The following is a 26,994-nucleotide window of genomic DNA, read 5'->3' on the forward strand; positions in this document are numbered from 1 at the left end:
CGCGATAGACATCGTCGCTCGTGGCGCTGCGTCACCCCCGGGCGGAGCCCGGGGCTAGGGGTGCCGGCGGCATCCAGTTACGCGACGACGCGTTGGGATTCATAGTGTTCGCCTTCGCCCGCGACGTACAGGACCATGCGGCCGTCACGCAGGTTGGGGCGGAGTCGCTTGCCGAGGTTCACGGTTCCGGCGGCGAGGCGGCGGCCGTCGTCGGTCGTGAAGATGTCGTCGACGCCCATCTGATAGAGCTGCTCGACGGTGAATTCGCCGGTGAGATCAAACGCGTCAGCCGGGACGCGGTAGCAGCGGATGACGCGGCCGCTGTTCCAGGTGGCGAGCAGGCCGACCGCGGCGAGGGCGCCGATGACGCCGTCGCCGGTGCCGCCGAGGGCTTCGAGGTGAACGCCGAGCGTGTGAGCGAGTTCCCACGCGGCGGCTTGCGTCACAAGTTCTTGCTGAGCCGTGCGTCCCCAGGCCGAGAGTCGTTCCGGCGCATCGGTGACGATGCAGAGGCCCGGATCGCTCCCCTCAGGAATCCAGCGGGCGATTTCATCGCGCAAGATGTTCGTCAGCTCCGCGACGCCGTCGCTTCCGAGCGGTTCGAATAATAGCGAAACGCAACCGTTGCGGTTGGTGCACGGCACGCGCGGATCTTCGAGGAGCTGGTGGCGGACGATCCAGCGGGTTTCGAAGCGATCGCGCAGCAGCTCCGACAGGTACATCGCGAGCTTGTTCGTGCCGGGCGTCTCGCGGGTGTCGGTGTCGTCGATGCCGATGTAGATCATGTTGCTACCGTTTCGGAGCGAGGTTTGGCGCGAAACCAGATCGCTCCGCAGACCACGCCGGCGACGAGGCCGAAGATCGCGAAGCTGACGAGGGCTAAGGGCCAGCCCATTCCAGTGCCGGAACCGGGACCGCGGCCCGAGCCGCTGCCGCCGGCGGCCATGCGCACGGCGAACGAGGCGAGGTTGGCTGCGAGCCCTGCCGCTGCGAAGCGCAGGTAAAGCTGCCAGCCGGTCGCGCGGACGTTCGCGGTGACGACGTCGAGCGCGGGGCCGAGGAACGCCAGGCCGCACGCGGCCGCGACCGGCAATCGTGCGCCGCCGAGTGGTAGCGAGAGGGCGAAGCCGAGGAGGGCGCCGACGCTCATGATCATGCCGGCGCCGCGACGGGGGACGAGACTGAGGCCTAGAATCATCGGCAGCGTGCCGCGGAGAATTGCGTGGCCGGGGAGGCGAATTGGGCTCGCTGCGATCGCCGTTAGTCCGGCGGCGAGCAGGCCGAGGACGAGCAAGATCGCCGCCTCGCGCACCGCGTAGCCGTCGAGCGTTCGCTGCCAACCGCCGAGGCGCGAGCGATCGGCGAGGTTGCGGTTTTCAGTCCACGAAGCAATCACGCTGCGGTCCTCCGAGTGGCTCAATCGCCAAAGTTCAGTCGTTGAATCTTAATTGCCGTCCCCGGAGCGGCTATCAGTTAATACTAGCGTCGTTCCGAGCGGAGCGAGGAATCTGGAAGCTCGTTTGAGCCGCTAGATCCCTCGCTCCGCTCGGGATGACAAAACACTAATCATCCGCCGCGCGGGTACAGAGCGCGAGCTGGAGCGGGCGGTCGGTTTCAGTTGTTAAGAATCGCAAGCTGCCGTCGGCGAAGCAAAAGTTCGCGCCGCCGGGGTGGTTGCTGCCGAACGCCGAAATTCGCATGTCGACATAGTGCTGGAAGTCGGCGAACGAACTGGCCGAGGGGGATTGGCCGCTGCGACTGGCGTAGTCGAATGGCAGCTGATAGTTGAACGGGGCGTGAGCGCTCATCGACACGTGGCCGATCATTTTGCGGCTCGTCGAGGCCCCCCACCAGCCCCATTCGAGCAGCGGTTCGCCCCAGCCGGCGTCGTTGAAGGTTTGGTAGTTGGGGTCGAGGTGGGTCCGCTCGCCGAAGGCGATCGTGTTGCTCAAGCCGTCGGTGATCGCGCGGGGTTCGACGGCGACTTGGTTGTTGGCGGGCTCCGACGCTTCGCCGGTGGTGTGGAACAAGCCATCGGCGGTCGATTGCTGCGGGAAGTAGCTGCGCGTGCCGCCGTTGCCGCCGTAGCTCGTGAGGGCGTAGTGCCAGTCGCGCGCCGGCATGACGATGGGGTTCTGCGGCATCTCGTCGGAGGGGCAGATCAGCAGCGGGATGAGGGCGGCGGTATTAGAATTGGCGCCCTGGTCGGAGTTATGGATCGGGTCGACGTAGTCCCAATCGGCGAGCATCGTCCCCTGTTCAAAGTAGGGGAGCAGGTAAGCGAACAGCGGGACGCCGCGGTGGGAGACGGCGGTGTTGAAGTACCACTGATTGATGCCAGGAGGTAGCTCGCCCTTGGCACTCACGTAGTTGAGCGACGCGAGGCCAAGTTGCCGCTGTTGGCTGGCGCACTGCGTGCGGCGAGCGGCTTCGCGGGCTGCTTGCACGGCAGGGAGTAGGAGCGAAACCAGCACGCCGATGATGGCGATGACGACGAGCAACTCGACGAGCGTGAACGCGGCCTGTGCGCTCGACTGACGCCGAGCGAATCGGTGGCAATGCGGCGGTGCGGCGAGTCGGTTGGTTGGCATCAAGCAAGCTAGGTACGTCGGCGTACGCGAAATCCAATCAACGCCACAGTTGCGAGCGCAAGCGTGGAGGGTTCCGGTACGGCAGTGTATTCGATTACCAACGAGGGAGGAACGTTCGGCGCAGTGGTCGATTCGCTGCTGTTGAGCCGCTTGGCCGTTTGACCGGCCGACTCGTCGCCGATGAGGGTCCAACCGAAGTTTGAGGCGGGGTTCGCGAGCCAGAACTGGATATCGGCAATCATTGCCGGATTCGTCGCGCTCGACCAAGTAAAGAGCTGACCGGCCCCGAGGTCGTCGGAGACGATCGACGAACCGCTGGCCGTCGGCGCGTAGTCGCCGCCGGGGGTCGCCCAGGGGGTGCTCGCGGCCGGTGTCGTCGCGTCGTAAAAGCTGTAGAACCAAGTGGAATCGCCGGTAGTCGCGGGACCACCCTGGCCGCCGCTGAAGAACGAGGTTCCCTCGCCCCAATCGGCCGAGGTGCGGTGCAGCTTCACCGCCCGATCGCCGTTGAGGCCCATCACGTCGCGCATCGTGAGCGAAACAGAAGTGATCGTCGCCCCCGCGGGGATGCCCGAGCCGGCGACGTCGAACGCCATCAGGCCGCGCCGCATGCTGATCGTCGCAGGGCCTTGGCCGTCTTGGTTGGTGCGGCCGACGAAGATGTCGCCGAGACCGTTGCTCAGTTGGGCCGCGCTGGCGGAGGTGACCTGAATGAGGGAGTTGTCCTTGCTCGGTGCGAGCGTCACCTGGGCGGCGGTAGCGAACTGCGTGGTTGCCGCTAGGAGGGCAAAAATGGCCGAAAGGATCGTGAACGAAGGGCGGGAAGTCTTCATAGGTGGGTATCTTTTTCGTCGGGGGAACGGCGAAGGGCGATCAGGTCACCGCGGCATTCCCAATTGGAATTGGCAGGATAGTGTCTATCATAGGGACAGAATCATGTCAAACAGCCCGTCGCTCATTCGCCGCCTGCAGCAGTTTCGCGCCGCCCGCGGGTGGTCGCAGCAGCAACTCGCCGACGCCGCCGGGCTGCCCCGGACGAACATTAGCGCCATCGAGGCGGGCCGGCTGGTGCCGTCGACGGTCGCCGCGTTGCGGTTGGCTGCAGCCTTTAACTGCCGCGTCGAAGACTTGTTCCAGTTGGAGGGCTCGGCGCCTGCCCAAGTTGAGTGGGCGTGGCATGGCGGCGAACCTGCGGGGCGATATTGGCTGGCAGAGGTTGGCGGCCGCACGTTTCGCTACCCAAGCGAGGCGGCGATCCCGTTTGCCTTTCCCCATGATGGCGTCGAGGGGGACGAATCGCTCGACGAACTGCGGGCCGCGCCGCCGACGCTGGTGATCGCTTGTTGCGATCCGACCGTCTCGATCCTTGCCCATGAACTCGCTCTGCGGACAGGCGTGCGGCTGCTGAGTTACTTTCGCAGCAGCCGGCACGCCCTGGAACTACTTAAGGCGGGGCGGGTCCATTTGGCCGGCGTTCACCTAGGAAGCGATGCGAGCGGCGGCAATCAGCAGGCTGTTGAGACGATTCTTGGCGCGGGTTATCGGCTCGTGCATCTGGCGACGTGGGAAGCGGGACTCGTGACGACGGCGGAGCGGCGGCGGCCCAATGTGGCGGCGCTCGTCAACTCGAAGGTCCGTTGGGTCGGCCGGGAAGTCGGTTCGGGCGCCCGACAGTGTCTCGACGATTTACTCGAAGGGAAGCAATCGATTCGCCGCATCGCCAGCGATCATCGCGGCGTGGCCGAGGCGGTGCGGTCGGGGTGGGCAGATGCAGGCGTGACGCCGCGGGTCGTGGCGTGCGAGTCGCGGCTTGAGTTCCTGCCTGTGCGAACTGAAGCGTACGACTTGTGCGTCGCCGAAGAGTTGCTGGAGGATCGCCGCTTTCGCGCGCTGCTCTCGGTGCTGCAATCGCCTCGCTACCGCCGGCTGATGGGCGACGTGCCGGGGCACCAGGCCGTGGCGGCGGGCGAGTTGCGTTAGTCTCGGCCCCTTCAGATGCTCACCGGCGCCGATTCCCGAGCCTATCTGGCCGCATATTTGCAGAGGCTATACTATGGCGGCGTCCTGTTGTGCGCAAAAGCGGGCACCGTGCATCGCCCGAACCCTCGGACTGGTTATTCATTGCCCCATTCGCATCACTCCATTCTCGAACAGGCCGGCCTTGCCAGCGGATTGCTGACGCAGGAGCAGATCGACCGCGCCTGGCACGAGATGGTTGATCCATTGCTGTCGGGGATTCAGTCGCTCAAGAACCTTTCCGACGACGTCCTCAGCGAGCAGTTGATTAAGCTTGGCTATCTCAATCCGTGGCAGGCGGAGCAGCTACGCCATGGGCGGACGAAGTTCACGCTGGGACCGTACAGAATTCTCGACGCGATCGGCCATGGCGGCATGGGGTACGTGTTTAAAGGCGAGCATTTTTTGCTCGGCCGCATCGAAGCGATCAAGGTGTTGCCGAAGAGCCAGATGGATCCGCGGTCGATCGACGCCTTCTGCCGTGAGATTCGCGCGCAGGCACAGCTCGATCATCCGAACTTGGTGCGACTTTCCTACGCGGACAAGGAAGGCGAAACGTACTTCCTGGTTTCCGAGTTCATTCCTGGGAGCGATTTGCGGCGTCTCGTGCGGCGTCATGGGGCACTCTCCGAAAAGCAGGCGACGTTGGCGATTTCACAAGCGGCTGAGGCGCTCGCCCATGCTCACGAACAAGGGCTGGTCCATCGCGACGTGAAGCCAGGCAACCTGCTCGTGACGCCCGAGGGACTGACGAAGCTAACCGATCTAGGGCTGGCCTCGTTCTCCTCCGACGCGGCGCCGGCAGCCGACGGCGGGCCGCGGCATATCGTGGGAACGCCCGACTTCATCGCTCCCGAGGCGATCACCAATCCGGGCGACGTGCGACGGTCGTGCGACATCTACTCGCTCGGCTGCACGCTCTACTACGCGGTGACGGGCAAAGTCCCCTACCCTGGCGGCGCGACGCGCGACAAGCTGCGTCGGCATCTCGACGAGGCGCCGATCACGCCGTTGCGATTTACCCCGAAACTCGACCCGCTACTCGCCGATCTCATCGCGCAGATGATGCACAAGCGGCCTGAGGAGCGGATTGGCTCGGCGGCCGAAGTGGTCGATCGGTTGCGGCGTTGGACTTCCACCGCCGATGAAAACACGTGGCGACAGATTGGTCAGTACGCGGCCGACCCCGGCGAAGATTCGTTCATCGCCGGCAACCTTGCGGATACCGTCGCCGTCGAGGCAGGGGAAATCGATACCGGCGAGCAGACGCCGAGCCGTTCCGCGCCGGCGATGCCGCTGGCGGGATTACCTGTGTCGATGAGCGATTCGATGAGTTACTTCATCCGGCCGAAAACGGAAGAAGCTGCTGCAGCAAAGCTATGGGAGCAAGCCGGCATCAGCTTCGGCTTGTTTATGCTGCTTGGGACGGCGATTCTGGTGGCGATCGTCGCGGCGGGACTCACGATCTTTACCTAGCCCCGGGCTTTGCCCGGGGGTTGTGCACCATGCCAATGGCACGTCGCGCTGACTTCACGCCGACCCCCGGGCGGAGCCCGGGGCTAGAGTGATGAGACGAGCGTTGCAGCTTAGCTCGTCGGCGGTTCGGCGGCTGGCGTCTCGGACGGCTCTTCCGCAGCGGGAGCGCTGGCGGCGGCATTCACCTCGTTTTGCAAGTCGGTGATCGCCCGCGTGCTCAGGAATTTCGACAGCATGTCGCGCGTCGAGCTGAACAGCGAGTCGATGCGCCGTTGCACGGAAGCGTCGCCCGACTTCGGAATGCGTCGCGAGGCGTTGTCGATCGTGCGGCTGAAAACCGAAGGCGACGGCAACGCATCGAGTTGCGACATCAATTCCTTCGCATCGTCGACGCGACCATTCTTGAGCAGCGATTTGACTCGGCCCATCATGATCGCGCGCCGCGCGACGAGGTCGATCAGTTCCTCGCGCACCACTTGCGCTTCGGCTTGAGCTTGCAGCCGCGCGACATTGTCGGCAATCGGCGTTTCCTGCATCACGCCGCCGCTGACGACCGGCACTTTCGCGAGCACCTGCCCGTCGCTGCGCAAGAGCACCATCGAAATGTTTTCGGCGCCAGGAGGAATAACGGCGACCCCGTCGCGATCGGTGACGCCGAGCGGAGTGTTTTCGTCGTTTGGCCCCGCCAGAAACACTTCGTAGCCAGCGAGACCTTGCGTCTTGTCCGTACGCGAATGGAACCGAACCGGAGTCGGTCCGGGCGTGTTTCGCACGCCGATGGCGACTTGCTGCACCATGCCGCGCTTGGCGCTGCCGAACGGCAGGCGCGAGCCGCTAAAGATTTTCGCCGTTGGGGTGGAAAGATCGTCGATGGCGAGATAGGTCCAAGCGACCGGAGTGAGCCCATTTTCCAGCAGCTTGCCGGAACGATCGGTCCGTCGCAACAACGGCAGGTACGCATCGCCAAGTGCGACGAACGCCTCTTCGCCGGAGGGACGCGGCAACTTGCTTCCTTTGAAGCGGAGCTGCACTTGCTCATTGTTGCCTTCGATCGGTTCGATCATGGCGAGTGGCGAGAACGTTTCTCGGAGCAGCGCGAAGCAAGCTTCGCCGAGGTACGATTCCTGCTGCACGAAACGAGTCCGCACGGGACTCCAGCGGCGCAAGAAGAGATCGAACTCGCGGCAAGAGAGTTCGTACCCTGCGGGCGTCGCCTTCACGCCGAGCCATAGCAGCTTGTCGGCCGCGAGTTGCTCGGGCGTCAGTTCCGCCCACGGAATCTCTCTGAGCGCGAAGCATTGCCGCCGCTCCGCCGGCGTCGCGGCAGCGTTCGCAGTGAACTTCCAAAGGGGTCGCAGCGACGCTTCGACGCGATCGCGAACGGCTTGGACCAGTTGCGCCTCGAGACCAGGCTGCGGTCGCGCGGAGTCGTCGCAAGCGACCGTGGCGATCACTTTGTACGGGGTATGCTCCCACGGCTGCTGATCGGCCGCTTCGGTGCGGGCAGCGATGGTGCAGAGCGTCGCCATGAGAGCGCAGAGCAGACCCCGCACTGGGTTCGCCAGCCGAGCGGAGCGAGTTCGCGTCTGTTTTGCATGCAACTGCACGGCGAATCCTACTCGAGCGCCTTCCGCCACTGCGGAAGATTTTGATAAAGCGTGACCGGCGCGTCTCCGACCTGCGTGAGCGCCTTGCGGTGGGCGAAGTAATTGACGGTCTGCCACAGCGGGATCATGGGCAAATCGTAATGCGAAATGCGGTGAATTTCGCGCAACTGGTCGCGAGCCTGACTCCAGTTCTCCGCACGATCGAGTTGATCGAGCGCGGCGGACATCATTGCCGTGGCGCGGCCGGCGACGCCGTTGGAGCTTAGCAAGCGCCGCGCGTCGTACACCGGTTCCCACACGGCCAACTCAACATAGAGCAGGTCGTACTGCAGATCTTGCGGCGGTGCGGCGCCGCTGAAAGCTTTGAGCGTGACGGGAATCCCGATCAGGTCGAGTTGCATCTTGATCGCTTGGCACGCGAGCTTGGCGACGGGATCGGTCCCGTGGGCGAGGACGAGCGGCGTCGGCGGGACCGCTTTCTCCTCTGCGGGCGCGGGGGCAGGCGGCGTATCAGCCGGAGGCGACGGCTCCTTTGCAGCTTCCGGCTTTTTCCCCTCGGCCTTGGCGAGCTCCGCCTTTGCGGCCTCCTCGGCCTTCTGCTTATCGGCGGCTCGTTTGGTGAGCGTCGTCCGCGCCACGGCTGCTAGCAATGCAGCCAACCGCGGCTCGTACGGTCTGGGGAGCAACTCTTGGTTGTAGGCGTAGCCGCCCGGATCGTTCAGCGCAACACCGGCGGGGAATGGCCCACTCAAGGTGCGGAAGCCGGTCTGCTGTTCGCCGCCGAGGATGATGTCGCGAACAATGCCGTTCGCGTCGATGCCGTAGTTTAAGGCTCGCCGAAACTCGCGCAGTTCCAGCAAGGGATTCGCCGGGTTCGGAATCAGGACGTGAACCGTCGGCAAGCGGTAAGGAACGACCACGACGTCTCGCGAGTTCCTGACTTGATTCAATTGCCATGGAGGCACTCGATCGATCGCGTCGACGTCGCCGCGGAATAAGGCGTCGAGGGCCGCCTGGTCGTCTTCAAACAACGTTTCGACCACTAGCCGCGGCTCGCCCGCAGCGTCGGCGGGCGTTCCAGTCCGTTGATAGGGCCACTCCATGCCGTTGCGCTTCGCCGGCTGCGGTTCAAACCAAAGTCCCGGCGACTGTTGGACGGAGCCGAGCCAGCGTAACGGGATTTGGAGAAACGCCTCGGGACGGACGTGCGGGCGACGCCAACCCAGTTCCACGTCGCGCCCGTTGACGAGATTTACTCGGTTGATGAGCGCGGCGAAATCGGATTGCTGGCGCGAGTTGCCCGCTTCGGCCATTTCGGCCATGCCAAGGGCAAGTTTGCCGGGATAGAGGCCGCGATTGAGAGCTGCAGGCGTGAGCGTGATCGTGGTGTGAAGGCCATCGTCGCTTGGTTTCACGTCGGCCCACGGCGACGCGTAAACTCCGCCTTCCGCGCCGAAGTCAACCATTTCGACCAGGCGTGGATTGACCAGCCCGCTAACTCTCGCCACGGCCCAAGTGGGCGTTTGCGACATCACGCTGCCCGTCGCCGCTTGCGTGACGCCGACGCGAATTTCGGGGGCCGTTTCCTGAATCTGCTTCCACAACTCGGCGCCGCCGGCGATCTCGGGCATGATCGAGCGCGCGAAATTAACCGCGTCTCTTGCTTCCGAGTAATCTTGTTGAGCGAAAGCTTTTTGAGCGCGCGTTAGCTGCTCAGTCGCATCGGTGATGAACTTAGTGTGCCAACGGGCGATGTTCGTCAATTGCAACTGAGGGAAGCTGCGACCCAGCGCGTCGACGAGCAGCCGGGCTGCAGCGTAGTCGTGAGCTTGCAATCTTTGATTGATCAAGTCGTCGCTGACAGCTTGGACGGCATTGACCAAGCGGGGATAGTCCGAGTTTCGTTCGTAGAGCGCCACGAGCGCTGGCCAGGCTTCCTCGTATCGCTTCTCGGCGTAGGCAGTCGAGGCTTCGCGCCACAGATGCGCCTGAAGCGCCCGCTCGAGCCCTGGAAGCTGCGGATAGTTCGCCGCTAAAAACGCCAAGTAGTTGAACGCTTCGCTGAACTTACCCGCCGCGGTGAGGCGATCCGCCTCGGCGAGCAACATGTCTTCGAAGAGTTCGACCTTGGTGATGGAAGACCACTGCACCGTGTACGGAATCGACGGATGGCTCAAGCGACGGAGTTCGAGCGAACCGCTCGTCGGGAGCGGCGACGGGACTTTACGATCGGGAAGCTCCAGCAATACCGTTTCGATCTCAAGACCCTGATTCGCTGCGTCGAGCGTGATTTTATCGAAGGGCGTCCGCTCAATGAGCGGGACGGGGATCTCCACCGATTCTTCAGTAGCCGCTGCCGGGGCCGCCGGTTTGTCGGCCGGCGCGGGCGCCTCGCCAGCTGCTTCCTGGCCATAGCAGACGCGGGCGGCGAACAGCAGCGCGCACGCGAGCGTCAAACGCGTTGCGAGAACGCGAATGGCGGAATCGATGCGAGCAGGCTGGCGTGGCATAGGGGCTGTCGAGGGCGAGGGCGGATTCGAGGTGACGGAAGTTATGGTTGGTCGACGACCAACAGCGTTCCGTCGGCGGCGGTGACCAACAGGCGGCCTGCGTACGATACGGGACCGGCGGTGAGCGTTTGGCCAACGTCGACATAGCTGGCTTCCACGCCGTCGGCGAGCGAAATCTTCGAGACGCCGCCTCCGCCATGCAGCAGACATGCTTGGCCGTTATCGATCAGCGGCTTGCCGCTCAGTGCGCCGTGCGCGAGCTTCTGCCGCCAGATGACGTTCCCGTCGACGCCGACGAGCAACAGCTCGTTCGCATCTGTCGCGACCATGACGCCATTGGCGACTGGAAATGGCCCCCATGCCACGCGACCGCCCAGATCGGTCGCTTCGCCGGGCGCGAGATCGGGCACGGTGAAGCGGGCTAGTCGTCCGGCGTCGTTGCCGACAAACGCGGTCGAGCCAACGGCAGCGAATGGCGACGTCAACGGCGATGGCCCGACGTCAACGCTTGCCGCGACCTCCAAATGAGGTTCTGGCTCGGCGACGCGGCGGAGCAAATAGACCTTCGAGACGCCGTCGCTGGTAATCAATTCGCTCGCGGCCGCTTCCCCGATAGAGGTCGGCGCGAGCCAGCGGAACTTTTGGCCTGGGGTTAGCTCCGCTTGAAACGGCGCTCCCAGCGCTGCCGCGTCGTCGGCGCCATACAGGTAAATCTGCCCAACTTCGCTGGACGCGGCGAATCCGTCGCCCCAGGCAGCCAGTTTGCCGCTCAACGGACCTGGCAGCGTCACCTCGCGGAGTTGTTGCCGCGGGTCCTGCGGCTTGAAGTGGATAATTTGCTCGGCCCCGTCACCGGCCAACGCCAGGCGGCCGCTCCCCAGATCGAGCGCGTCGTTGAACACTGGCGGACGCACGGCCGTCGTCTCGAGATGGATCGCTTCGTTTTGCACTCGGCGGCCGAGCGCTTCTCGATCGAGAACATAAACGACGCCTGAGGATGACCCGGCTACGACCTGCTGCGTGCTGGCATCGATCGCCGGGGCGCCGGCGGCGGGAACAGCGATGGCTGTTTCCCATAGCGTCTTGTTGGCGGCGGCGTCCATAGCCGCCACGATCGCCCCCGCTTGCCGTGCAGGGCGGCGGACATGAACGATGAGATTGCCGATCGTTTGCAGCGGGTAGTCGAAGGCGTCGCCGCGGTAGTCGCGAGCGATGCTGCGGACGGGCAGCTGATTGCCAGTCGGTAGGACGGCTAGCTTCGTCAACTCGCGGGCGGCCAGCCAGAGATGCCCGTCATGCAACACGCTGAATCGCGCCAACTGGTCACGATCTTGCGCTTCGCGAGAGGCGAGCGCGGTTAGCGACGATTTGTCGTTCGCGGCGGAGACCTCAAATACGACCGCTTGGCCTTGCGTCGTGACCGTGGCAAAGCGTCGACCAGCCGATTGCAGCGGCGTCGTCACCAATCCTGAGAGGCGATACTTGGCCGCGTCGGCGTTCGCTGCGCCTTGATCGTTGAGTGCGATGACCCGCACCTGGCAAGTTTCGGCGCCAGAGTTGTCAGCGACGACCACTTTATTGAGCAGAGCGATGGGCGGCGTTGCCGCTCCGCCCGCGGCGTGCCCAAGGTAGTAGACGCCGACGCAGGCAAACTTGTCGGCGGAGAGCGTATATAGATTCGAGTGCTCGCCCAGCACATAAACGCGATCGCCCCGCTCGTTGACGGCGGGAGGCTGGCGAATCGGTTGCGGAAATTGGACGAAACCGATCATCTCGCCGCTTGCGGGCTCAATGACATACACGCGGCCGGCGTCGCTGGAGACCAGCAGTCGCTCTCCCAATGCCACCGGCGTGGCCAGCTTTCCTTCGAGAGGCAAACGCCAAGCTAGTTTGCCTGTCATCGCCTGGACGGCCACAAGTTCACTCCGTTGCGCATCGGCGGCGACGACGAGGCCGGAGGGGAGCACGATCGGTTGCGATGCGCTATCGAACCCGACGAACCGCCGCCACAACAGCGAGCCGTCGCGGGAACTCATGCCATACAAGCCGCCGTCGATACGAACGACGAACGGCGAGGCGGCGCCCTCGGCGACCGGGCCGCGGCGATCTGCCAACGCGACCTCCGCGAGAACCGAGCTTTTTGCGGGAGTAGTGACGGCGGCGCGATGCTCGTCGACGAATTTGATGGCGGCTTGCTCGGCAACGCCGATTTTGGCGACCATCTCGAGGAGCGCCGGATCGCCATCGAGCGACGCATGCGTGAGTAGCAGCGTATCGCGAATCTTGAGCGCCTCGGCAGGTTTGCCTTCCGCGGTCACAGCTTCCATCTGCTTTAGAGCCTCGGCGAGATCGACTTTGCGCTGCAAGCGAGATTTCGCGAGGGCCAACGTCTCTTGAATCGCCGCGATCTCGCTCGGCTTCCGCAATTCCTCGGGGATGTACTTCGTGTTGGAGGCCATCGCCAAGACGTCGTCGGCTTGCTTTAAGCGCTCAGCAACTACCGCGTCGTCGCCCCCGCGCTCCGCTTGGCCAGCGAGCCCTTGCGCGATGCGAGGGAGCAGCGAAGACAAATCTTGCTTCGCCTGCGTGACGCTGTTCGTCTGCTCTTCATTTGAGATGAACGCCGGCTCGTTCTCGATCGCGGTGATCAACCCGGGAGCGGCTTCGGCGGCGCCGGAAAAATCCCCTGCTTCCGCCTTTTGCCAGAGTTGCGACATGTTGACGCGAACTTTGGCCTCGCTGGCGTCCTTGTGGTGCGCATACTTCGTCACGAAATCTTGGTAGAGGACGGTTGCCGCCGCGTAGTTGCCCTGCTTGAAGGCGTCTTCCGCCTCGACGAGCGCCTTGTCGGCGGTCTCGCGGAACAATAACCACCACAACACGACGCTGCCAACCGCCATGACGGCCAGCGCCCCGCCGCCAATGAGCAGCAGCGGCGAATCCCATTGACTGGCGGAACCGTCTTTGGCCTTGCTCTTTGGCTTCTTGGAAGTCGATTTCTTTGGCTTCGACTTCTTACCAGCCCCAGGGCGGAGCATGCTGCCGGCGGCGCGACGCGATGGTTTACCCTCTGCTTCGGCTTCAGTCTCCGTTTCATCCGCAGTCAATTGATCGCCGTCGTCGTCGAACGCCGGCATCAACTGCACGGGTTCTTCCGAGTCGAACATGTCGCCGGAAAACGACGCGGGCGGGACGAGCGGCGGAGGATCGGCTGGTGGCTTTGGAAGGGCTGGCTTAGGCGTTCGCTGCTCAGCGGACTTGGCGATGATTTCGTCCGGCAGCGGCGAAAGCCCCAGAATGCTGGACTCCGCCTTATCGCTGACGGTTAGCGTGGTTTCGAGCAGCTCCTTTGCCTGATCGCGCGTCACCAGCTCCTTTTTCACCAAGTATTTAAGAATCGATTTCGGCGTGATTCGCGAATCACCCTGCTCTGATTTGGCGCGCAGCTGCCGAGTGACGCTAGCGGAGATGAGCGCCCGCTTTTCTAGCAAGGTGATGAAATCTTCAGTGGAAATCACGGCGACAATCCGGACTTGACGTTGAGCGGTAAAAACGGCGACTCAGAACAACTAAAAATACTTCTGGTCGACGACGACGAAGCGATAGCCACTGCTGTCTTGCACCACAGTGAATACCGTTTCGCGAATCTTGTTGGCATCGTGCGACTTGTAGTTCGACTTCTCCATGTGCGCTTTTTCAAGCGTGTAGAGGAGCTGGTCGATCTCTTTGGGATAGAACAATAGCGCAATGGGGCCACGCTGCAGCGTGCCCGCCTTACGAGCGAGGTCTTTCGTCAGCGCCGGCATCGGACCGTCGGCGGGCAGCGTTTGCCCCCAGCTGTTGTATACCGCGGGATCAGCTGTTTCGACTTGCGGCGTTCCGTTCGTGAAGCCAAAAGCCACGTGGACTTTGTTGTCGCGGCCCAGGACGCCAATGCGAATCTTGTATTGATCGAGCCACTTGGCGAAGTCGGCGGCCGACTTCGGCTCGAAGCGAATTTTCCAGCGCTGCCAGCGCGGCACGCGTTCGATCACGCCGTCGCCGCCGGGGCCTGGTTGCCGGCCGTCGCCGACGCCGCTTCCCTTGCTTGCCTGGTCTGCTGTTCCCTGGAGGGATTGATCGGTCACTGAGGCGTCGCTGATGATCGAGTCGCTCAACAAATCGGTCGTCATTTCAACGGCCGCTAACGTATCTTCCAGGTTCGGTTCCACTAGTTCGGAGCCATCCTCGACGCCAGGCGGATCCGGATCGGTGCCGAAGCCGCCATTGGCAGTGGGGCTGGTCGCTTCCATGGGGACGAACGCAATCTCGACCACTTCCTCGCGGTTGAACTTGTCGGCGAAGAAGATCATGGCCAACCCGCCGAAGCTCGTGCCGAAGATCACGAGCAGCGTGATCACCAGCGTCGCCGCCTGCTCGTACGAACTGACCTTCAGCGCAGCTTTCTCGGCCTTTTCACCGGCTTTGGCCGGCTGTTCAGGGGCGGGTGGCGGGACGATGGCCATAGGTATCGTGGTAAGCTGTGAACTAGTCTCGTGGCGGGCAGGCTTGCCCGCGAAAACAAATTGTTGCGTGATTACGGATCGGTTGGAGGTGCGGCGTCTCTATTCTACGGAATCGGTCACTGCCAGCCGCATATCTTCCATACCGACGTCAGCGCCCGAATCGAGCACCATCACCGCCGTGCCGTGGCTCGCCTTGGGATTGCAGCTGATCATCATGCCGGTTGGTTGAAAATCGCGGTTGCGGAGGTCTCGTAGTTTGACGCGCAGACTTTGCGAGCCGAAGACTTGCTCATCTTCGACCCAAACGGTGTCGTCGGCTTCAATGGTGACGGAGACAAAACTTGGGTCGTTCGCCATATCGGGCGCCGCCTGGGCCACCGGCGCCGAGGTCTTCTTCTGGGGCTGAGGAAGTCCGATGACCGATTCGACGGCGCTGAGCGAGGTGACCATGAAGAAAATCAGCAGAAAGAAGACGATGTCGACCATCGCCGTCATGTCGATCAGATCTTCCTCATGCTCGCCGCCCGACGAATTGAGCAGGCTGTGAGGCGAACTGCTGTGCGAATCGCTCGCCGGTTTACGGCGTGCGGCCTGTTCAGCGGTGGGAACTTTGATCTTCGCGCGGCACTTGGGGCATGTCCGTTCGGTGCCGACCAATGATTCCGGCGCCGAGAGCTTCTTTCCACAAATTGGGCAGGCGAAGGAGATTGTCATGGTTCGTCGATCTCCGTGACGCCCGCATGGAGCTTCATGCCTTCGATCGCCGCCGCCAACGAGATGCGGTTGACCTGCCCTTCTTGAACCTTCGCCTCCGCCTTGATCAGGACGTTCGACTTGCCCTCTTCCAGAGCCTTCTCGACGTACTCGCGGACTCTAAGTTCTTGCTGCTCCGGATCCTTGATCTCTTCGCCTTCCTTGCCGTTGCCGAGGTAGACGCTGACCGACTCGCCGTCGAGGCTGCCCAGAACAGTGATCCGCACCGCCGTGTCGCCATCGAGAGCGGAGACGTGCCGGGCAGTTGGTTGGGCTATGTCGCCCATCGAGGCGGTGAGGAACGAAACGAGGAAGTAGATGTTCATCATGAACACCAAATCGATCATGGCCGTGATGTCGAACTCGGCGTCGTCTTCGAGCGGTCGGCGCGCGAGCAGCGTATCGCCGCCGGCGTGGTCGCCTCCCAAGTTCATTCCTCCAGAATGCATACTCGCGCTCCCTTACGCCTACGACCGGTGCTTCAGGGCGTCAAGAATTCGAACCAACCCGGCGCCGAGCGCGTCTTGGAACTTCCGAATGCGATTGTTGAGACTCGCCATCATGAAGTTGAACGGGATGGCCGTGAGCAATCCCATCGCGGTGCAGATCAACGCGATGCTGATTTCGCCGGCGATTTCAGACGGCTGAATTTTGGCGCCGGTGCCGATGCGTCCGAACGCCGCCATCATGCCGAGCACGGTTCCGAACAGCCCTAGCAGCGGACCGCTTTTGATCACGGTCGCGATCCAACGCGAGCGATACTCCAGGTCGCCGACGATGTCGCGTTGCACGACTTCCGCGACCATTTGCCGCAATTGGCTTTCGTTTAAGTCTCGATTGGCGACCGCCATGTAAGCCAGTTGCGGCAGCGCGCGAGAGTCTTCGGCGCACATTTCCTCGACGGCGTCGTATTGCTTCGACTCAATCAGCGGGAGTAACTCGTCCATGAGTTCCGCTTGATCGTCGTGCGTCTTGAAGCTGAGCTGCTTAATTCGCCGGAAGCCTAGAACGAGGTGATACAGCCCCCAGAAGAAGTTCAGCGCGAGAAACCCGTAGCACCAATCTTCGAGTACGGAAGCAAAAGTATTGGCGACGTTCATTCTCGAATGCCTTCTAAATAACTATTTGAATTTAATATTTCAATGGACGGCGAGCGTCGTTTCTCGCGTGCATTGGAAGCCCACGCCGCTGAACGACTATGGGAGGGGCGGGGCATCGGGACGGACGGTCCGGTACCACTCTTTCCAACGTTCGACGGACGCGCGCCGCTCGGCGTCTTCGAAATTGTCGGACGGACCATAACCTTCAAAGCGGCGGCTGACCGATTTAAGGCCGTCGCGAGCCTCGCGAACGACTCGTTTGTCGGGGTCCGTCAGTGCAAAAATCAGCGTGGGGGCATACTCGACGTCGCGAAGTCGCGATAGCGCGCGAACAGCCATGACGCGAGCCCCTGCCGAGCCGCTTTTCACGACCTGCTGTAGACGCCGGGCGTCGGCGGCGGTGACGTTGTCGACGTTAAGCGCAGCAGGATTATCGAGTAATTCGTCGAGGGCGGCGGAATTCGAATCTTCCAGCATCCCCATCAATTGATCGGCTTCAGTCGGCTTGTGCTCGACAATTAGCTTGCCGCCCCGCAGTTTCATCTTCGAAAGATCACGCGGCAAGCCGCGTCCGCCGACGAGCGTCCCCTCGCCCAGGCTGGCCTCGATGCTCTTCTGCGTCGAACGCAGGAGAAAGAGAACTGAAAATGCAGTCGCACAAGCTTCACCGGCATTGTCGTTCCAACTGCCGTTCGCCTGTTGCGACTTCTTCAGCATCTCAACGCCGTGGTTGTACCACTCTGGCTCCTCCGTCACGGTACCGTCGAGATACTCTTGGAAGCTGCGGAAACGCTCGATCGAGTAGAGGTAATAGCTCTGGTATTCGTGAACCTCGAAAGTGAAATTCTTGTCGAACCAAGCTGCGCCGGCCGCAACGCATTCGGTGACGCGTTGCGGTTCGACGTTCCCACGAGGAAGAGTTGGCGCGCGGGCGACTTTCGAAGTTTCGACGCGTTTCAGAGCGTCGGGCAGCTCATCGCCGGCGGCGGTCAGATTGGCTTCTTGCGGAGGCTTGAGAATGCCGACGAGGTTCCCCAGGATCAGCGTGCCGCTCATTCCGGCGGCAGCCATCGAAACGCCGGGCTTATCGGGCTGTTCAATCAGCGTGAAGTTGCCAGGATCGATCCCTTGATACCCCCACACGCCGGATGGATCGCGGGTTCGCATGACCCAGTTCAAGCAGCGCTGCACCGAATCTGCGTCGGGACTGATGCCGTGGTTCAAGAGTTCCCAGTAAGCCAGCGCGGCGTACTGAGTTTGCGACGTATCCCCAGTCGGCACGCCCTTGTAGCTGAAGCCGCCATGTTCCTTCTGGTGATCTTTTAGCTGTGAGAGGTAGCTATTGATCAGGTCGCGATGTTTGACCGCGTCGAGTTCCGTCAAGAAGATGATGGCGATGCACTTGCCGTAGATATAGCTCCGCTGCTGCTCGTCGTTGACGGAACGTCGACACCACTCGACCGCTTCTTCAATTTTCGGATGGTCAGCCGGCATGCCGCGTTTGAGAAATGCCAGCGCAATCAGGCATTGCCCGCCCACTTCTGTATGAGAAGTGGTCTCGAGATACTTCAGCCCCTTGTCGATCAGGGCGACGACTTCCGGGCTCTCCGGCGTATAAGCGTGCGCGTTTCGAGGCGAGACGAAAGCCAGGCCGAGTATCGCTGTACACAAAATCGCCGCCATGGCGAGGCGGGTGACGCCAGAAAGAAGGATGCGCGCGCGCCGCCTGACCGCGGAATGACCGCAGCGGCGCGCATCGATAGCAACTACGGCCATCATCGCGTGGCGTGCCTCAAACGTAGCTTCTGTGTTCCGTTACCTGGACGCTGGCGACTCGGGACAAACCCGTCGCCGCTCCTCAGAGTGAGTCGTCCTCGACCCGTCGCCTACCATGCCTCATAGGTTTGCGACGATCGTTGCGTCCATGCCGCAAAGCATGTTCTGCAAGCTATCTATCGTAGCTGCAATTTTCGCGGAATGTCAAGCAGCCGGGGGGCCCGAGTAGGCGGCTCGCGCTGGTTATGCCGTGCGTCGGAGACGAACTGGCCGGCCGCCGCTGAATAGCCGAAAAGTCTTCTCAACGATCGCGTCTCGCCTCATTGACAGCGTGCGTTCCGCTCTTTAGGATGCGCGGTTTCGATGGTGCTTGCGCCATGGGGACAGGTAGCTCAGTTGGTAGAGCAATGGACTGAAAATCCATGTGTCGCCGGTTCGATCCCGGCTCTGTCCACTGAGAGCTCTGGCTGTTGCGAGCGAGGCTGACGGCCCCGCATAGATTGAGAGTCTCACGACGCTTCTTTCGAACTGCAGCGCAGTAGCCAGAGCTCTCTAATCTACCCAATCGCGCGCGACTGGATTATTACTCCTGTCGCGCTCTCGTCAGCTGGGAGAGACGGTGGAGAGCTACATTCAGGGCTCTGACTCCTACTACGTCGACGTCCACGGCGAGTCGACGTGCCAAGCTTTTCTGTCTGAAGCGTGCGGTGGCCCCACTCAGAACGGCCGTCAGTTTCGCACTCAAGCGTTGCTCCGCATCACGGAGGCAGGCGTCGCAGTTGAGATCAATGGGTCTGCGGTCGGGCTGTTGAGTCCCGAAGATGCGCGAACGTATCGATACCAACTCTCCAACGCGGGGCGGTTAGATCACCTCGTATGGTGCGAAGCGATGATCGTCGGCGGTTCGAAGGGCTTCGGTTGGGAAGTCAGCAAGTTTGGCGTGAAGCTAGATTTGCCGCCTATACAGTGCGACCTCGACATCATTGATGGCCCGCCGCAATGGCCAGACGGCAGCCGCAAGCTCCCGCGAAAGCCGAAGCGACCAGCTGAATAGCGGCGAATAACCGCCGCTTGCGCTTCTAGTTGACAAGCGCCATGGCCATCCTGTATCTTCGCCGACGCAGTTCGAAATAGAAGCGTCGTCTAAGGCCTCTCTCCCGTTCTCGCCCAATTCTCGGGCAACGGAAGTCGCGACCAGATGGCGACGCTGGTCGGCCGTTCGACGCTTCGCGGCTACTGCCGGCTTCCGTAAACCCGTTCGTTGCGCCACTCGGCGCCCGTCCCTAGTCGTGCGCGCAAATCGTGCGACTAGGGCGTGCGCTGAGGGTGCGCACAAAGGATCGGCCATGAGGGCTCTTCGCAGGAAGCAATCGTTTGCTGCGCGATTACGGAGTCGCAACGTCCGGTTTGTCAAGAGTGGCAAACCACCACGGCGGCAAGCATCATGCAGACTATCTCGTCTGCTTATCCAATCAGTCGCGGAAGGGAGTTTGCAAGCCACGGAAGTTAAACGCGGCCGCTTCACGTTGGATCGTGGAACATCGGAGCGGGCGTTAAGGGGGTCGAATGACGACCGGCGATTCGGAGCAAAGTCTGGAATTCGTGGCAACGCTCCACACCGAGGTAACCGAATACTACGAGCATATCTATCGGCCCGACAAACACGCGTTGCCGAAGAGCCACACCACGCGCGACTCGTTTCGCACCGAGCTCCGAACGTTCAACGCCGCCTTGCGGTTCCGCTTAGCGGACGAAGGGAAGAAACTGCGCAACGCCGCGATGCTAGATCTCACGGACTGGATGCTCAAGGCCGCCATGACGTATCAAGTCGATCGAGGGCGAGCCGTTCCTACCGCCAACAAACTTTATCGAACGCTCTGCGCCATCTGGCGAGACGCGTTCGATCGCGGGCTGATGGCTGCGCCGCCGCGGACGAAGGCTTTCAAGGAACCGAAGCGCGAGCCGCAGTGCTGGAGCTTGGCGGAGTACGAGAGAATTCTCGACGCCGCCGATCGATTGCAGGGTTGGGTCGGCGCCGTCGAAGCGAAGATATTCTTCGCAGCATACTTGTGGTGCACCTATTCGGTGGGCTCGCGGCAGGGCGTGACGCTCGCGATTCCGAGCGACGACTTCGACGCAGTGAGAGGCGATCTGCTGCTGCCGGCCGACGAGCAAAAGCAGAATGCCGACCAGCGGGTGGAGCTGCTACCGGAAGCCGTCAAGGCGATCAGCCGATTGCGCAGCCAGGAGCGGGGTTTGAAGCTGCTCTTCGGCGACTGGCGCGGCCATATCACCAACTTCAACATGCGACTGCGGAAGATCATCGTAGCCGCGGGCCTGCGCCACAACGTGGACGAAGTCACGCGATGGGATCTATCGCACCGGATTCGTCGGACCTTCGCGACGCACGCGTGCGCCAACAGCGACGAAGAGACCGTGCGCCAGCTGCTCGGCCATTCGCACATTTCGGTCACGCGTCGCTATCTCGACAAACGATATCTGCCGCGCGTCAGCGCACGGAACGTCGTGCCGCCTTTGCGGCAACCGACGCCGGATCCACCGCCGCCAACTCCGCCGCCCGTTCAGCCGGCCGAGATGCCGCTACGCGTGTGGCACCCCGAGGCGAGTTAATCTTTTCGTCGACGCGACGTTGGGCTGGTTGCTTGTTGCAGCCTGTCCCTTCGCAGCGTCGCGTCGACGAAGCTTCCATGCCCGGCCCCAGCGCATCGATCGGTTTGCATCGTGCAAGCCAGGTGCGCTGGGGCTTTTCGTTTCGTACTTGCGTGAGCCCGTCGCGTCATTAGTTCGAGGATGTTCCTCGAACGACGCGGCGGGCTTTTTATTTTTGGAGGGGAGCATGAATCCTGCGCACCTGTTCGCATCGTTGATGGGCGGCTCGATGTCAGCCGAGGATCGCGAGAAAGTGACGAACGATCTGGTCAGCAAATTCGGCGGCGACATCGATGTCACTCGGACGGCGATATTTCGGTCGAGCTCGTACGAGTTTATTGGCTCCGCCCATACGCTGGCCGGGAAGATGGCGGCGACTTGCCCGAGCCAGCTCCCGGAGTTCGCTGATCTGCTCAACAGAGCTGCGAACGACATTCGCCAGTTGGCCATCTCGATCGAGCGTCGCGATCGAGACGCAGCCAACGCTGCTGCCGAAGCGTCGACGGTTAGCGGCTGCAGGTAGTTAATCACGTCAGTCTTCACCCCATGTAAGTAGGAGGCGACCAATCATGCCAGCGCTCGTCGACGAAGAGCATCTCATCCACCTGCAAATGTCGCGTCTCTGCGAGTCGTTCCCGTCGCTTTTCAACAAGCCGGGAGTTCGCCCCTGGAACCAAAAGATTTTCGCACAGTGGGCGAGCGGTCCGGGCGCAACGAGCGGCAGCCGGTGGGCGGCTGCGTTTGTGCTGGGCGTGTGGAACGGCGTGTCGGTCGGTCGCGATCGCTGGTTCGGAAAGCGCCCTTATCGCGTGCCGGAGTTCGACGTCGTGCAGGCGATGGGGGCGTGGGATCACCAACATGCGGCCGCGTTCATCGCGTGGTGCAGCAAACCATTCTGGCCATAGGCCTCACTTCATTTCTCGAAAGGAGTCTGCAGTGTCTGTCAAAACTGGTCGCGAACCTTGGCGAAGAATCGAGAGCCGTGCGGCGTTACTTTCCTTCGATCGCAGCCGGCGATCGCGGCGTCGCAGCCGTCGCAACCTGCGGAAGTCTGCGACCGCGATCGTGAAGTTCGCCACTCGGGGCGTTCGCCAACATCGGCGCGCGGCGTGATCGATCAAGAGGAGGACCGCCGCCACGAGGGCGGCGGGTTTGTCCGCGGCCAGGAAGGCCGGAGTCATGCGACGTTCGCTCGGGCAGAGGGAGACGCGTGCGACTTAAGGACGTTTCGGCCGACTCGGCGCAGGGAGGCGCCGCGTCGGGATGGCAACGTACCACGGCCGGTCGCCGTGGGCTGGAGATTCACGGAGGGGGAGTTGTGTTAGTGCTATCACGTAAGCGCGATCAGTCGATCGTGATCAACGACGACATCACGATCGTCGTCGTCGAGATCCGCGGCGATAAGGTGCGCCTCGGCGTCGAAGCGCCAAGGGAAATTCCGGTGCACCGCAATGAGGTTTACGAGGCGATCAAGCGAAGCGAGGGCCAGATCGATGTCAAAGCCGTGGCCGAATGACGCGATCATTATCACCTGCTCACGGCGGGGCGAAGAGATCGCGGCGAACATGGAATCTGTCGAGCACGGGGTGTGCCGCGATTGCGGTTGTGACGTTGCGTATGACTCGCGGACTGTTCGGATCGCACTCGCTCGCTTTGGTCACTTGGCTCGGCCGATCGACTTTTTTTGTTGGCCGTGCGCCATCACGTACGACCGCAAGTCGTTATCCGAAATCGTCGATTTGCGAGGGCCTGTTCGATGAGCGATCGATTCCGCTGTGAGCGTTGCGGCGACGAACGTCGCGAAGACGACCTGCTGCTGGTGAAGAGATTCGTCGACGGAAAGCTGCCCGGCGTGTTTCGGTTCGTGTGGATCTGCCGGAGCAGTCGATCCTGCAACTGGCGACTGCGTGCTAATCAGCGAAGGGAGGCGGCCCGTCATGGCGGGTACCTGGCGTGATCAGTTTCGCCCGACGATCGCTCGCGTTATTTGGCGCGTGGGAGCGACCAATATGAGGACGTTGCGACGCGAGCTTCGTCGGGCTTTTCCGCTTAGCCACCGCGGCTACTACCCCTACCGAATATGGCTCGACGAGATCCGTCGGCAACTCGGTAAGAAGCCGCGCGGGAAGCGGCTGCGATGGAGTGACGATCCCAATCAACTCAATTTGTTTCAGGAGGTTTAGATGCTGGACGTGAAGCTCACCGAAGAGCAGTGGCGGGAGGAGCTGCAGCGGCGTTACGGCGACAACCTGGCGGCCGCGAAGTTCGTGTGCCCGTCGTGCGGCTTTGTTCAATCGCGGGCCGATTTCGAAACGCTGGGCATGGGGCCAGAAGTCATCGGCTCGATGCTCGCGTATTCGTGCATCGGTCGTTATCGACGTGGCCAATGCCAGGCGGCGTTCACCGGCGGACCCGGACCGTGCGACTACGCCGGTGGCGGGCTCATCATGATCGCTCCGGTGATCGTCATCTCGCCGACGCAAACCGTACGCATCTTCGATTTCGCGGACGATCCACTCGTTCCGAGGGAGGCGACGGTCAATGGCTAACATTCCGCTTTGCCAACAGATCAAAGCCGTCGAACGGGAGATTCGACTACGCGGCCTGGTCTATCCGCGGTGGGTGAAGGAACGCCGCATGAAGCAAGTGGAATGCGATCACGAAATCGCGGCGATGAACGCCGTACTGCACACGCTGATGGCGCTCGACCGTGCCCAAGCCGGCGAGCAACAGCGATCGTTGTTCGAAGAACTGACCACCTAACTCCCCTTACATCAGAGGTAATTCATGAGACTCAATCGATCAGTCATGTACGCCATCTGCGCTGCCGCGCAGCTCACTCACGACAAGTCGGCGCCGCCGGTTCCCTGCAGCGCACTCGCCGTCGCCGGCAGCATGCCGGAGCGGTTCCTGCTGCAGGTGATGCGCCACCTGGTGAACAACGATATTTGCGTGTCGACCCGCGGCGTCGACGGCGGGTACCGGCTCGCACGGCCGGCCGGCGAGATCAACCTCGCGCAGATCTATGAGGCGGTCGACGGCCCGCTGCGAGTCGATGAGTTCGACGCGATGGGTCTGCAGCCAGCGTCCGCCCAGCGGATCCGCGACGTGATGAACAACGTCTCGGCCGACATGCGCAAACACTTAGAGGCAACCACGCTGGCTGGCTTCAAAGTCACAGTCGGTAAGAAGCAACTGGCGGCGGCTCGTTAGTCTTTTCTCGTCAGCATCGGAACGAAGGCTAGGAGGCCGTCGTGTCACAACCACCGCGAGAGCAACAGAGGCGGATCCCGTTTACGCGGGACGCCCGCCTCAAGCTGCTCGGAGCTATCAATCCAGCGATCGCCGGCGTGAGTCGACGGAGCTGGATCAACATCGCTGAATTGCTCACGCAAGTCGAACTGTGCACCGGTCGCGACGGGTGTTTCTCTTACTGCGAAACGCTGTACGACCGGATGTTCGGCGGGCGAGGCATACCGCGCTCGACGTTCTTCCGCGTGCGTCAAAAGGCGGGAGAGCTGGGGCTGCTCATCGGGGATGAGCGCTACGCCCGCAACGGCAAAACGTCGAACGAATGGCGCGTCAATTGGGATCAGGTCGGGGCGCTCGCAGCGAGGTCGGGGACCGTGCTGCAATCGGAGCCGGAGGTCGCGCCGGGGGCGGACCAACGGGCGCCAGCAAGTGAGACCGACCGGTTCCAAACTGGGACCGATCGGCGCCAAACTGGGACCGACCGGTCCCAAAGTGGGACCGACTCTATAAGAGGATTAATTCCTTCGTCAGTTCGTCCAATAGTTCCTACAACAGGGTCGACTGTCGACAAGGCAGACGACCAGAAAAATGGGACTGATTCAAAATACGGGGAGCATGCCGGAGGCGCGGGGCGCGTCGGCACGCTCTGCCCGCCGCCTCGCCAGGCGATTGCGCCACCGAGGCGGCAGACATTGGCGGATCCCGCCGCGATTCGAGGCCTCGCCGAGCGCATCGAGCGAGGCCTCGATCGGCGGTGCCGCAACGCCGGCGACTGGTTGCTCGCCGTCAAGGCGGCGATGCTCGTCGAGCGCTTCGGCGAGGAGTGGCTGTGGAGCGCCGTGAACGGCGTGCTGGCCGCTGATGCGGAACGTCGCAAGCGCGGCGAGCTTCCGATCGACAATCGGTGGAGTTACTTCACCCGCGTCCTGCAGGACGCCACGCGCAAGCTCGGCAAAGCGCTCAACCGAGAATTGGCAAAGACCACGCCGCCGCCGGACGTCGTGCGTTACGACGGCGGCGCTTGGCGAGAAGCCGCGCGCATGTGCGATGGAGGCGAGCTTTGAGCTGGTATTGGCAGTTCATAACGGCGTGCGGTTTGACCGCGACGATTCTTGTTTACCTCTGCACCGGCAGCCCGACGTCGGCAACCGGGGTTGCCGTAGGCTTCGTGCTCTCGATCGCGTTCGTTTCCGTAACCAGCCGAGGGAAACCGCGATGACTCGACGCACGGCTACCGCATCGCCGGCGCCGCGAGATGTCCCGCGGTGGGTGGCTCGCGACGAATGGGGAACGCCCGTCGTCCTCAGCGGCGACGGCGATGATCCCGACACGATTGGCAAATGGTTCCGTGCGGTCGACGCGACCGCGGCCGCTGAGCTCGCGGTTGAGCATCTTTGCTCGCAAGGTTTGGTCGAGGGGCCGACGCGAGTTGAGGTGCGATGCATCGACACGCGTGACGCCCCCTGGCATTTGATTGCCGTCAACGTGTGGATCTCCGTGGAATACGAAGTCTCCGCCCGCGGTTACGCAAAGCCGGAGAAGCTCAAGGACACGCTGGCAGAGTTGATGACCCAACTGCGACGTCGAAACCGAAAGAGGGCTTGATGGGAACGCGACGCGTACGGAAAAGCGGTGAGTTTGGTCGGCCATGTGACAAGGCGCCGATGCCGTCGCGCAAGGTCGCCGAGCGATCGCGATCGCGTTTGCTGCAGCGCGATCGCCGCCGCGGTGACGGCTTTCGTACGACGGTGTTCTACTGCGACATCTGCGGCGCCTGGCACATCGGTACCGTACGGAAGGATCCCAAGCGATGACGCTTTGCCCGCTCTGCCGAGCAGGAACCAAGATCCAGTCGCCGGCATGGCGGCGAAGCTTCAACTGCGGCACCCACATTTACGCCACGGGGCGGAGCCAGTCTGCCCCATGCCGGATCCGGCAGCTCGAGCTGCTGCTCGGCGAAGTGTTGCCGCTCGCGCGAGGAGCGTCCTGCGTGCACGCGTCGACGCCGTCTGTTGTCTGTTGCGAGTGGGCTCGCATCGTCGATCAACTGGAAAGCGTGTTGACAGTCGTCAACTGAAAGGGTGGAAATGAACCGAACGGTTCTCAATTACTTGCTCATCGCGGCAATCTGCCTTGCTGCGTTTGCCTGCGTTGTGTGCCAGTGGTTCGCTGGCCGCAAGATGTGCGATGGGCGAGCGTAGGTTTTTTGCGCCGCGGTTACCATCGCCGACATGCCGCGCATTATCTACACGCTTCGCTATCACTGCACCGCCGGCCGCTCGATCGACGTCGAGTTCGGCCGCGACGGTCAGCCGCTATACAAGCCGCATCACGACTGGTACGGCAAGCCGCGGCCGCCGAAGATGCGGACGATTGATTTGCGGGCGGGCGACGAGATCTTCCTGCCGCCCGACTGGCGAAGGATCGAGCGAATCGTCTGCCTTCGTGACGCGCTCGTCGACGAGGTGAACGGCGCCGCGGGATTTGTGATGCTCGACTAGTGCGGCTTCCGCGGCGCCGGCGGCATCGGCATCCAATGGGTAATTTTGCCCTGCGTTCCGTAGAGGCCGATGAGGTCCCACGCGTTAGGCTGGTAGCCTTCGACTTGATCGTCGGGCAGGTACTTGCCCTGCCACCAGCCGTAGCTCTCGTCGAAACACATGACGAACCGTCCGTCAGTCGGCGGCTCGTCTGCCGGAATTGGGTCTGAGATTTCCATCCTCCCATTCTAGGCAGGC

The 26,994-nt window shown here is 62.4% G+C and carries 30 protein-coding genes and 1 tRNA gene; 17 read left to right on the forward strand and 14 right to left on the reverse strand.

The features are described 5' to 3' along the window. Window positions 1–77: 77 nt before the first annotated feature. From ACQY7R_RS01595 to ACQY7R_RS01610, 4 genes are all read right to left on the reverse strand, one after another. Entirely contained in the window at window positions 78–785 is a 708-nt protein-coding gene (locus tag ACQY7R_RS01595) for a hypothetical protein (protein WP_428303850.1), read from the reverse strand. Continuing rightward, window positions 782–1,396, reverse strand: coding sequence for a hypothetical protein (locus tag ACQY7R_RS01600; RefSeq protein ID WP_428303851.1), 615 nt, complete (start codon window positions 1,394–1,396; stop codon window positions 782–784). Before ACQY7R_RS01600 ends, ACQY7R_RS01595 begins: the two co-directional genes overlap by 4 nt. A 166-nt stretch (window positions 1,397–1,562) precedes the next feature. Beyond that, window positions 1,563–2,591: a DUF1559 domain-containing protein gene (locus ACQY7R_RS01605; RefSeq protein WP_428303852.1), complete on the reverse strand. Its 1,029-nt coding sequence runs from the start codon at window positions 2,589–2,591 to the stop codon at window positions 1,563–1,565. Between the two features lie 8 nt (window positions 2,592–2,599). Next, window positions 2,600–3,424, reverse strand: a complete 825-nt coding sequence (locus ACQY7R_RS01610) for a DNRLRE domain-containing protein (protein ID WP_428303853.1) — start codon at window positions 3,422–3,424, stop codon at window positions 2,600–2,602. 103 nt (window positions 3,425–3,527) lie between these two features. Between ACQY7R_RS01610 and ACQY7R_RS01615 the strand changes: the two genes are divergently transcribed. Both ACQY7R_RS01615 and ACQY7R_RS01620 read left to right on the forward strand, forming a co-directional pair. Further along, the gene (locus ACQY7R_RS01615; protein ID WP_428303854.1) at window positions 3,528–4,571 is read left to right on the forward strand and encodes a substrate-binding domain-containing protein; all 1,044 of its coding nucleotides are present in this window, start codon (window positions 3,528–3,530) and stop codon (window positions 4,569–4,571) included. A 141-nt stretch (window positions 4,572–4,712) separates the two neighbouring features. Further along, on the forward strand, window positions 4,713–6,083 hold the full coding sequence (locus ACQY7R_RS01620; protein ID WP_428303855.1) for a serine/threonine-protein kinase: 1,371 nt from the start codon (window positions 4,713–4,715) through the stop codon (window positions 6,081–6,083). Window positions 6,084–6,193: 110 nt separating this feature from the next. Here the strand turns inward: ACQY7R_RS01620 and ACQY7R_RS01625 are convergent, their stop codons facing one another. The 8 genes from ACQY7R_RS01625 to ACQY7R_RS01660 form a co-directional block, all read right to left on the reverse strand. Further along, complete coding sequence (locus ACQY7R_RS01625; protein ID WP_428303856.1) at window positions 6,194–7,612, reverse strand: hypothetical protein; 1,419 nt, start codon at window positions 7,610–7,612, stop codon at window positions 6,194–6,196. Between the two features lie 86 nt (window positions 7,613–7,698). Beyond that, entirely contained in the window at window positions 7,699–10,200 is a 2,502-nt protein-coding gene (locus ACQY7R_RS01630; protein WP_428303857.1) for an ABC transporter substrate-binding protein, read from the reverse strand. Window positions 10,201–10,241: 41 nt separating this feature from the next. Next, a complete protein-coding gene (locus ACQY7R_RS01635) occupies window positions 10,242–13,718 on the reverse strand; it encodes a PQQ-binding-like beta-propeller repeat protein (protein WP_428303858.1) in 3,477 nt (1,158 codons plus the stop codon). Between the two features lie 51 nt (window positions 13,719–13,769). Continuing rightward, complete coding sequence (locus ACQY7R_RS01640; RefSeq protein WP_428303859.1) at window positions 13,770–14,705, reverse strand: hypothetical protein; 936 nt, start codon at window positions 14,703–14,705, stop codon at window positions 13,770–13,772. Between the two features lie 99 nt (window positions 14,706–14,804). Then, entirely contained in the window at window positions 14,805–15,419 is a 615-nt protein-coding gene (locus tag ACQY7R_RS01645) for an ExbD/TolR family protein (protein WP_428303860.1), read from the reverse strand. Beyond that, window positions 15,416–15,907 carry an ExbD/TolR family protein gene (locus ACQY7R_RS01650; protein WP_428303861.1) on the reverse strand — a complete coding sequence of 164 codons (492 nt, stop codon included), beginning with the start codon at window positions 15,905–15,907 and terminating at the stop codon, window positions 15,416–15,418. The genes ACQY7R_RS01645 and ACQY7R_RS01650 overlap by 4 nt, the downstream gene beginning before the upstream one ends. An 18-nt stretch (window positions 15,908–15,925) precedes the next feature. Continuing rightward, window positions 15,926–16,558, reverse strand: a complete 633-nt coding sequence (locus ACQY7R_RS01655; RefSeq protein WP_428303862.1) for a MotA/TolQ/ExbB proton channel family protein — start codon at window positions 16,556–16,558, stop codon at window positions 15,926–15,928. Window positions 16,559–16,654: 96 nt separating this feature from the next. Then, entirely contained in the window at window positions 16,655–18,241 is a 1,587-nt protein-coding gene (locus ACQY7R_RS01660) for a hypothetical protein (protein ID WP_428303863.1), read from the reverse strand. Window positions 18,242–18,715: 474 nt separating this feature from the next. On the opposite strand from ACQY7R_RS01660, the gene ACQY7R_RS01665 reads away from it, so the two are divergent. The 6 genes from ACQY7R_RS01665 (at window position 18,716) to csrA (ending at window position 22,520) form a co-directional block, all read left to right on the forward strand. Next, window positions 18,716–18,788, forward strand: a tRNA-Phe gene (locus ACQY7R_RS01665). Window positions 18,789–18,953: 165 nt separating this feature from the next. After that, window positions 18,954–19,388 (forward strand): hypothetical protein, encoded by a 435-nt coding sequence (locus ACQY7R_RS01670; RefSeq protein ID WP_428303864.1) that lies wholly within the window; start codon window positions 18,954–18,956, stop codon window positions 19,386–19,388. Window positions 19,389–19,900: 512 nt separating this feature from the next. Then, a complete protein-coding gene (locus ACQY7R_RS01675; RefSeq protein WP_428303865.1) occupies window positions 19,901–20,965 on the forward strand; it encodes a tyrosine-type recombinase/integrase in 1,065 nt (354 codons plus the stop codon). A 226-nt stretch (window positions 20,966–21,191) separates the two neighbouring features. Then, window positions 21,192–21,527 carry a hypothetical protein gene (locus ACQY7R_RS01680; RefSeq protein WP_428303866.1) on the forward strand — a complete coding sequence of 112 codons (336 nt, stop codon included), beginning with the start codon at window positions 21,192–21,194 and terminating at the stop codon, window positions 21,525–21,527. 46 nt (window positions 21,528–21,573) lie between these two features. Next, a complete protein-coding gene (locus ACQY7R_RS01685) occupies window positions 21,574–21,909 on the forward strand; it encodes a hypothetical protein (protein WP_428303867.1) in 336 nt (111 codons plus the stop codon). A 413-nt stretch (window positions 21,910–22,322) separates the two neighbouring features. Beyond that, window positions 22,323–22,520, forward strand: a complete 198-nt coding sequence (csrA, locus tag ACQY7R_RS01690) for a carbon storage regulator CsrA (protein WP_428303868.1) — start codon at window positions 22,323–22,325, stop codon at window positions 22,518–22,520. 141 nt (window positions 22,521–22,661) lie between these two features. On the opposite strand, the gene ACQY7R_RS01695 is transcribed toward csrA, so the two are convergent. Then, the gene (locus ACQY7R_RS01695) at window positions 22,662–22,943 is read right to left on the reverse strand and encodes a hypothetical protein (protein WP_428303869.1); all 282 of its coding nucleotides are present in this window, start codon (window positions 22,941–22,943) and stop codon (window positions 22,662–22,664) included. Between the two features lie 70 nt (window positions 22,944–23,013). On the opposite strand from ACQY7R_RS01695, the gene ACQY7R_RS01700 reads away from it, so the two are divergent. From ACQY7R_RS01700 to ACQY7R_RS01740, 9 genes are all read left to right on the forward strand, one after another. Next, window positions 23,014–23,187: a hypothetical protein gene (locus ACQY7R_RS01700; protein WP_428303870.1), complete on the forward strand. Its 174-nt coding sequence runs from the start codon at window positions 23,014–23,016 to the stop codon at window positions 23,185–23,187. Further along, window positions 23,188–23,553: a VVA0879 family protein gene (locus ACQY7R_RS01705; RefSeq protein WP_428303871.1), complete on the forward strand. Its 366-nt coding sequence runs from the start codon at window positions 23,188–23,190 to the stop codon at window positions 23,551–23,553. Beyond that, window positions 23,546–23,767 carry a hypothetical protein gene (locus ACQY7R_RS01710; RefSeq protein WP_428303872.1) on the forward strand — a complete coding sequence of 74 codons (222 nt, stop codon included), beginning with the start codon at window positions 23,546–23,548 and terminating at the stop codon, window positions 23,765–23,767. The genes ACQY7R_RS01705 and ACQY7R_RS01710 overlap by 8 nt, the downstream gene beginning before the upstream one ends. A 24-nt stretch (window positions 23,768–23,791) precedes the next feature. Continuing rightward, complete coding sequence (locus ACQY7R_RS01715; RefSeq protein ID WP_428303873.1) at window positions 23,792–24,217, forward strand: RrF2 family transcriptional regulator; 426 nt, start codon at window positions 23,792–23,794, stop codon at window positions 24,215–24,217. Window positions 24,218–24,258: 41 nt separating this feature from the next. Then, entirely contained in the window at window positions 24,259–25,320 is a 1,062-nt protein-coding gene (locus ACQY7R_RS01720; RefSeq protein ID WP_428303874.1) for a hypothetical protein, read from the forward strand. A gap of 151 nt (window positions 25,321–25,471) precedes the next feature. After that, window positions 25,472–25,861: a hypothetical protein gene (locus ACQY7R_RS01725; RefSeq protein WP_428303875.1), complete on the forward strand. Its 390-nt coding sequence runs from the start codon at window positions 25,472–25,474 to the stop codon at window positions 25,859–25,861. Continuing rightward, a complete protein-coding gene (locus ACQY7R_RS01730) occupies window positions 25,861–26,070 on the forward strand; it encodes a hypothetical protein (protein WP_428303876.1) in 210 nt (69 codons plus the stop codon). Before ACQY7R_RS01725 ends, ACQY7R_RS01730 begins: the two co-directional genes overlap by 1 nt. Then, the gene (locus tag ACQY7R_RS01735) at window positions 26,067–26,333 is read left to right on the forward strand and encodes a hypothetical protein (protein WP_428303877.1); all 267 of its coding nucleotides are present in this window, start codon (window positions 26,067–26,069) and stop codon (window positions 26,331–26,333) included. The genes ACQY7R_RS01730 and ACQY7R_RS01735 overlap by 4 nt, the downstream gene beginning before the upstream one ends. A gap of 154 nt (window positions 26,334–26,487) precedes the next feature. Next, complete coding sequence (locus tag ACQY7R_RS01740; RefSeq protein ID WP_428303878.1) at window positions 26,488–26,757, forward strand: hypothetical protein; 270 nt, start codon at window positions 26,488–26,490, stop codon at window positions 26,755–26,757. Here the strand turns inward: ACQY7R_RS01740 and ACQY7R_RS01745 are convergent. Beyond that, the gene (locus tag ACQY7R_RS01745) at window positions 26,754–26,975 is read right to left on the reverse strand and encodes a DUF551 domain-containing protein (RefSeq protein WP_428303879.1); all 222 of its coding nucleotides are present in this window, start codon (window positions 26,973–26,975) and stop codon (window positions 26,754–26,756) included. The genes ACQY7R_RS01740 and ACQY7R_RS01745 overlap by 4 nt on opposite strands. Between the last annotated feature and the right edge of the window lie 19 nt (window positions 26,976–26,994).

The sequence above is a fragment of the Lacipirellula sp. genome (assembly GCF_965279485.1).
In the GTDB taxonomy this organism is placed as follows: Bacteria; Planctomycetota; Planctomycetia; order Pirellulales; family Lacipirellulaceae; genus Lacipirellula.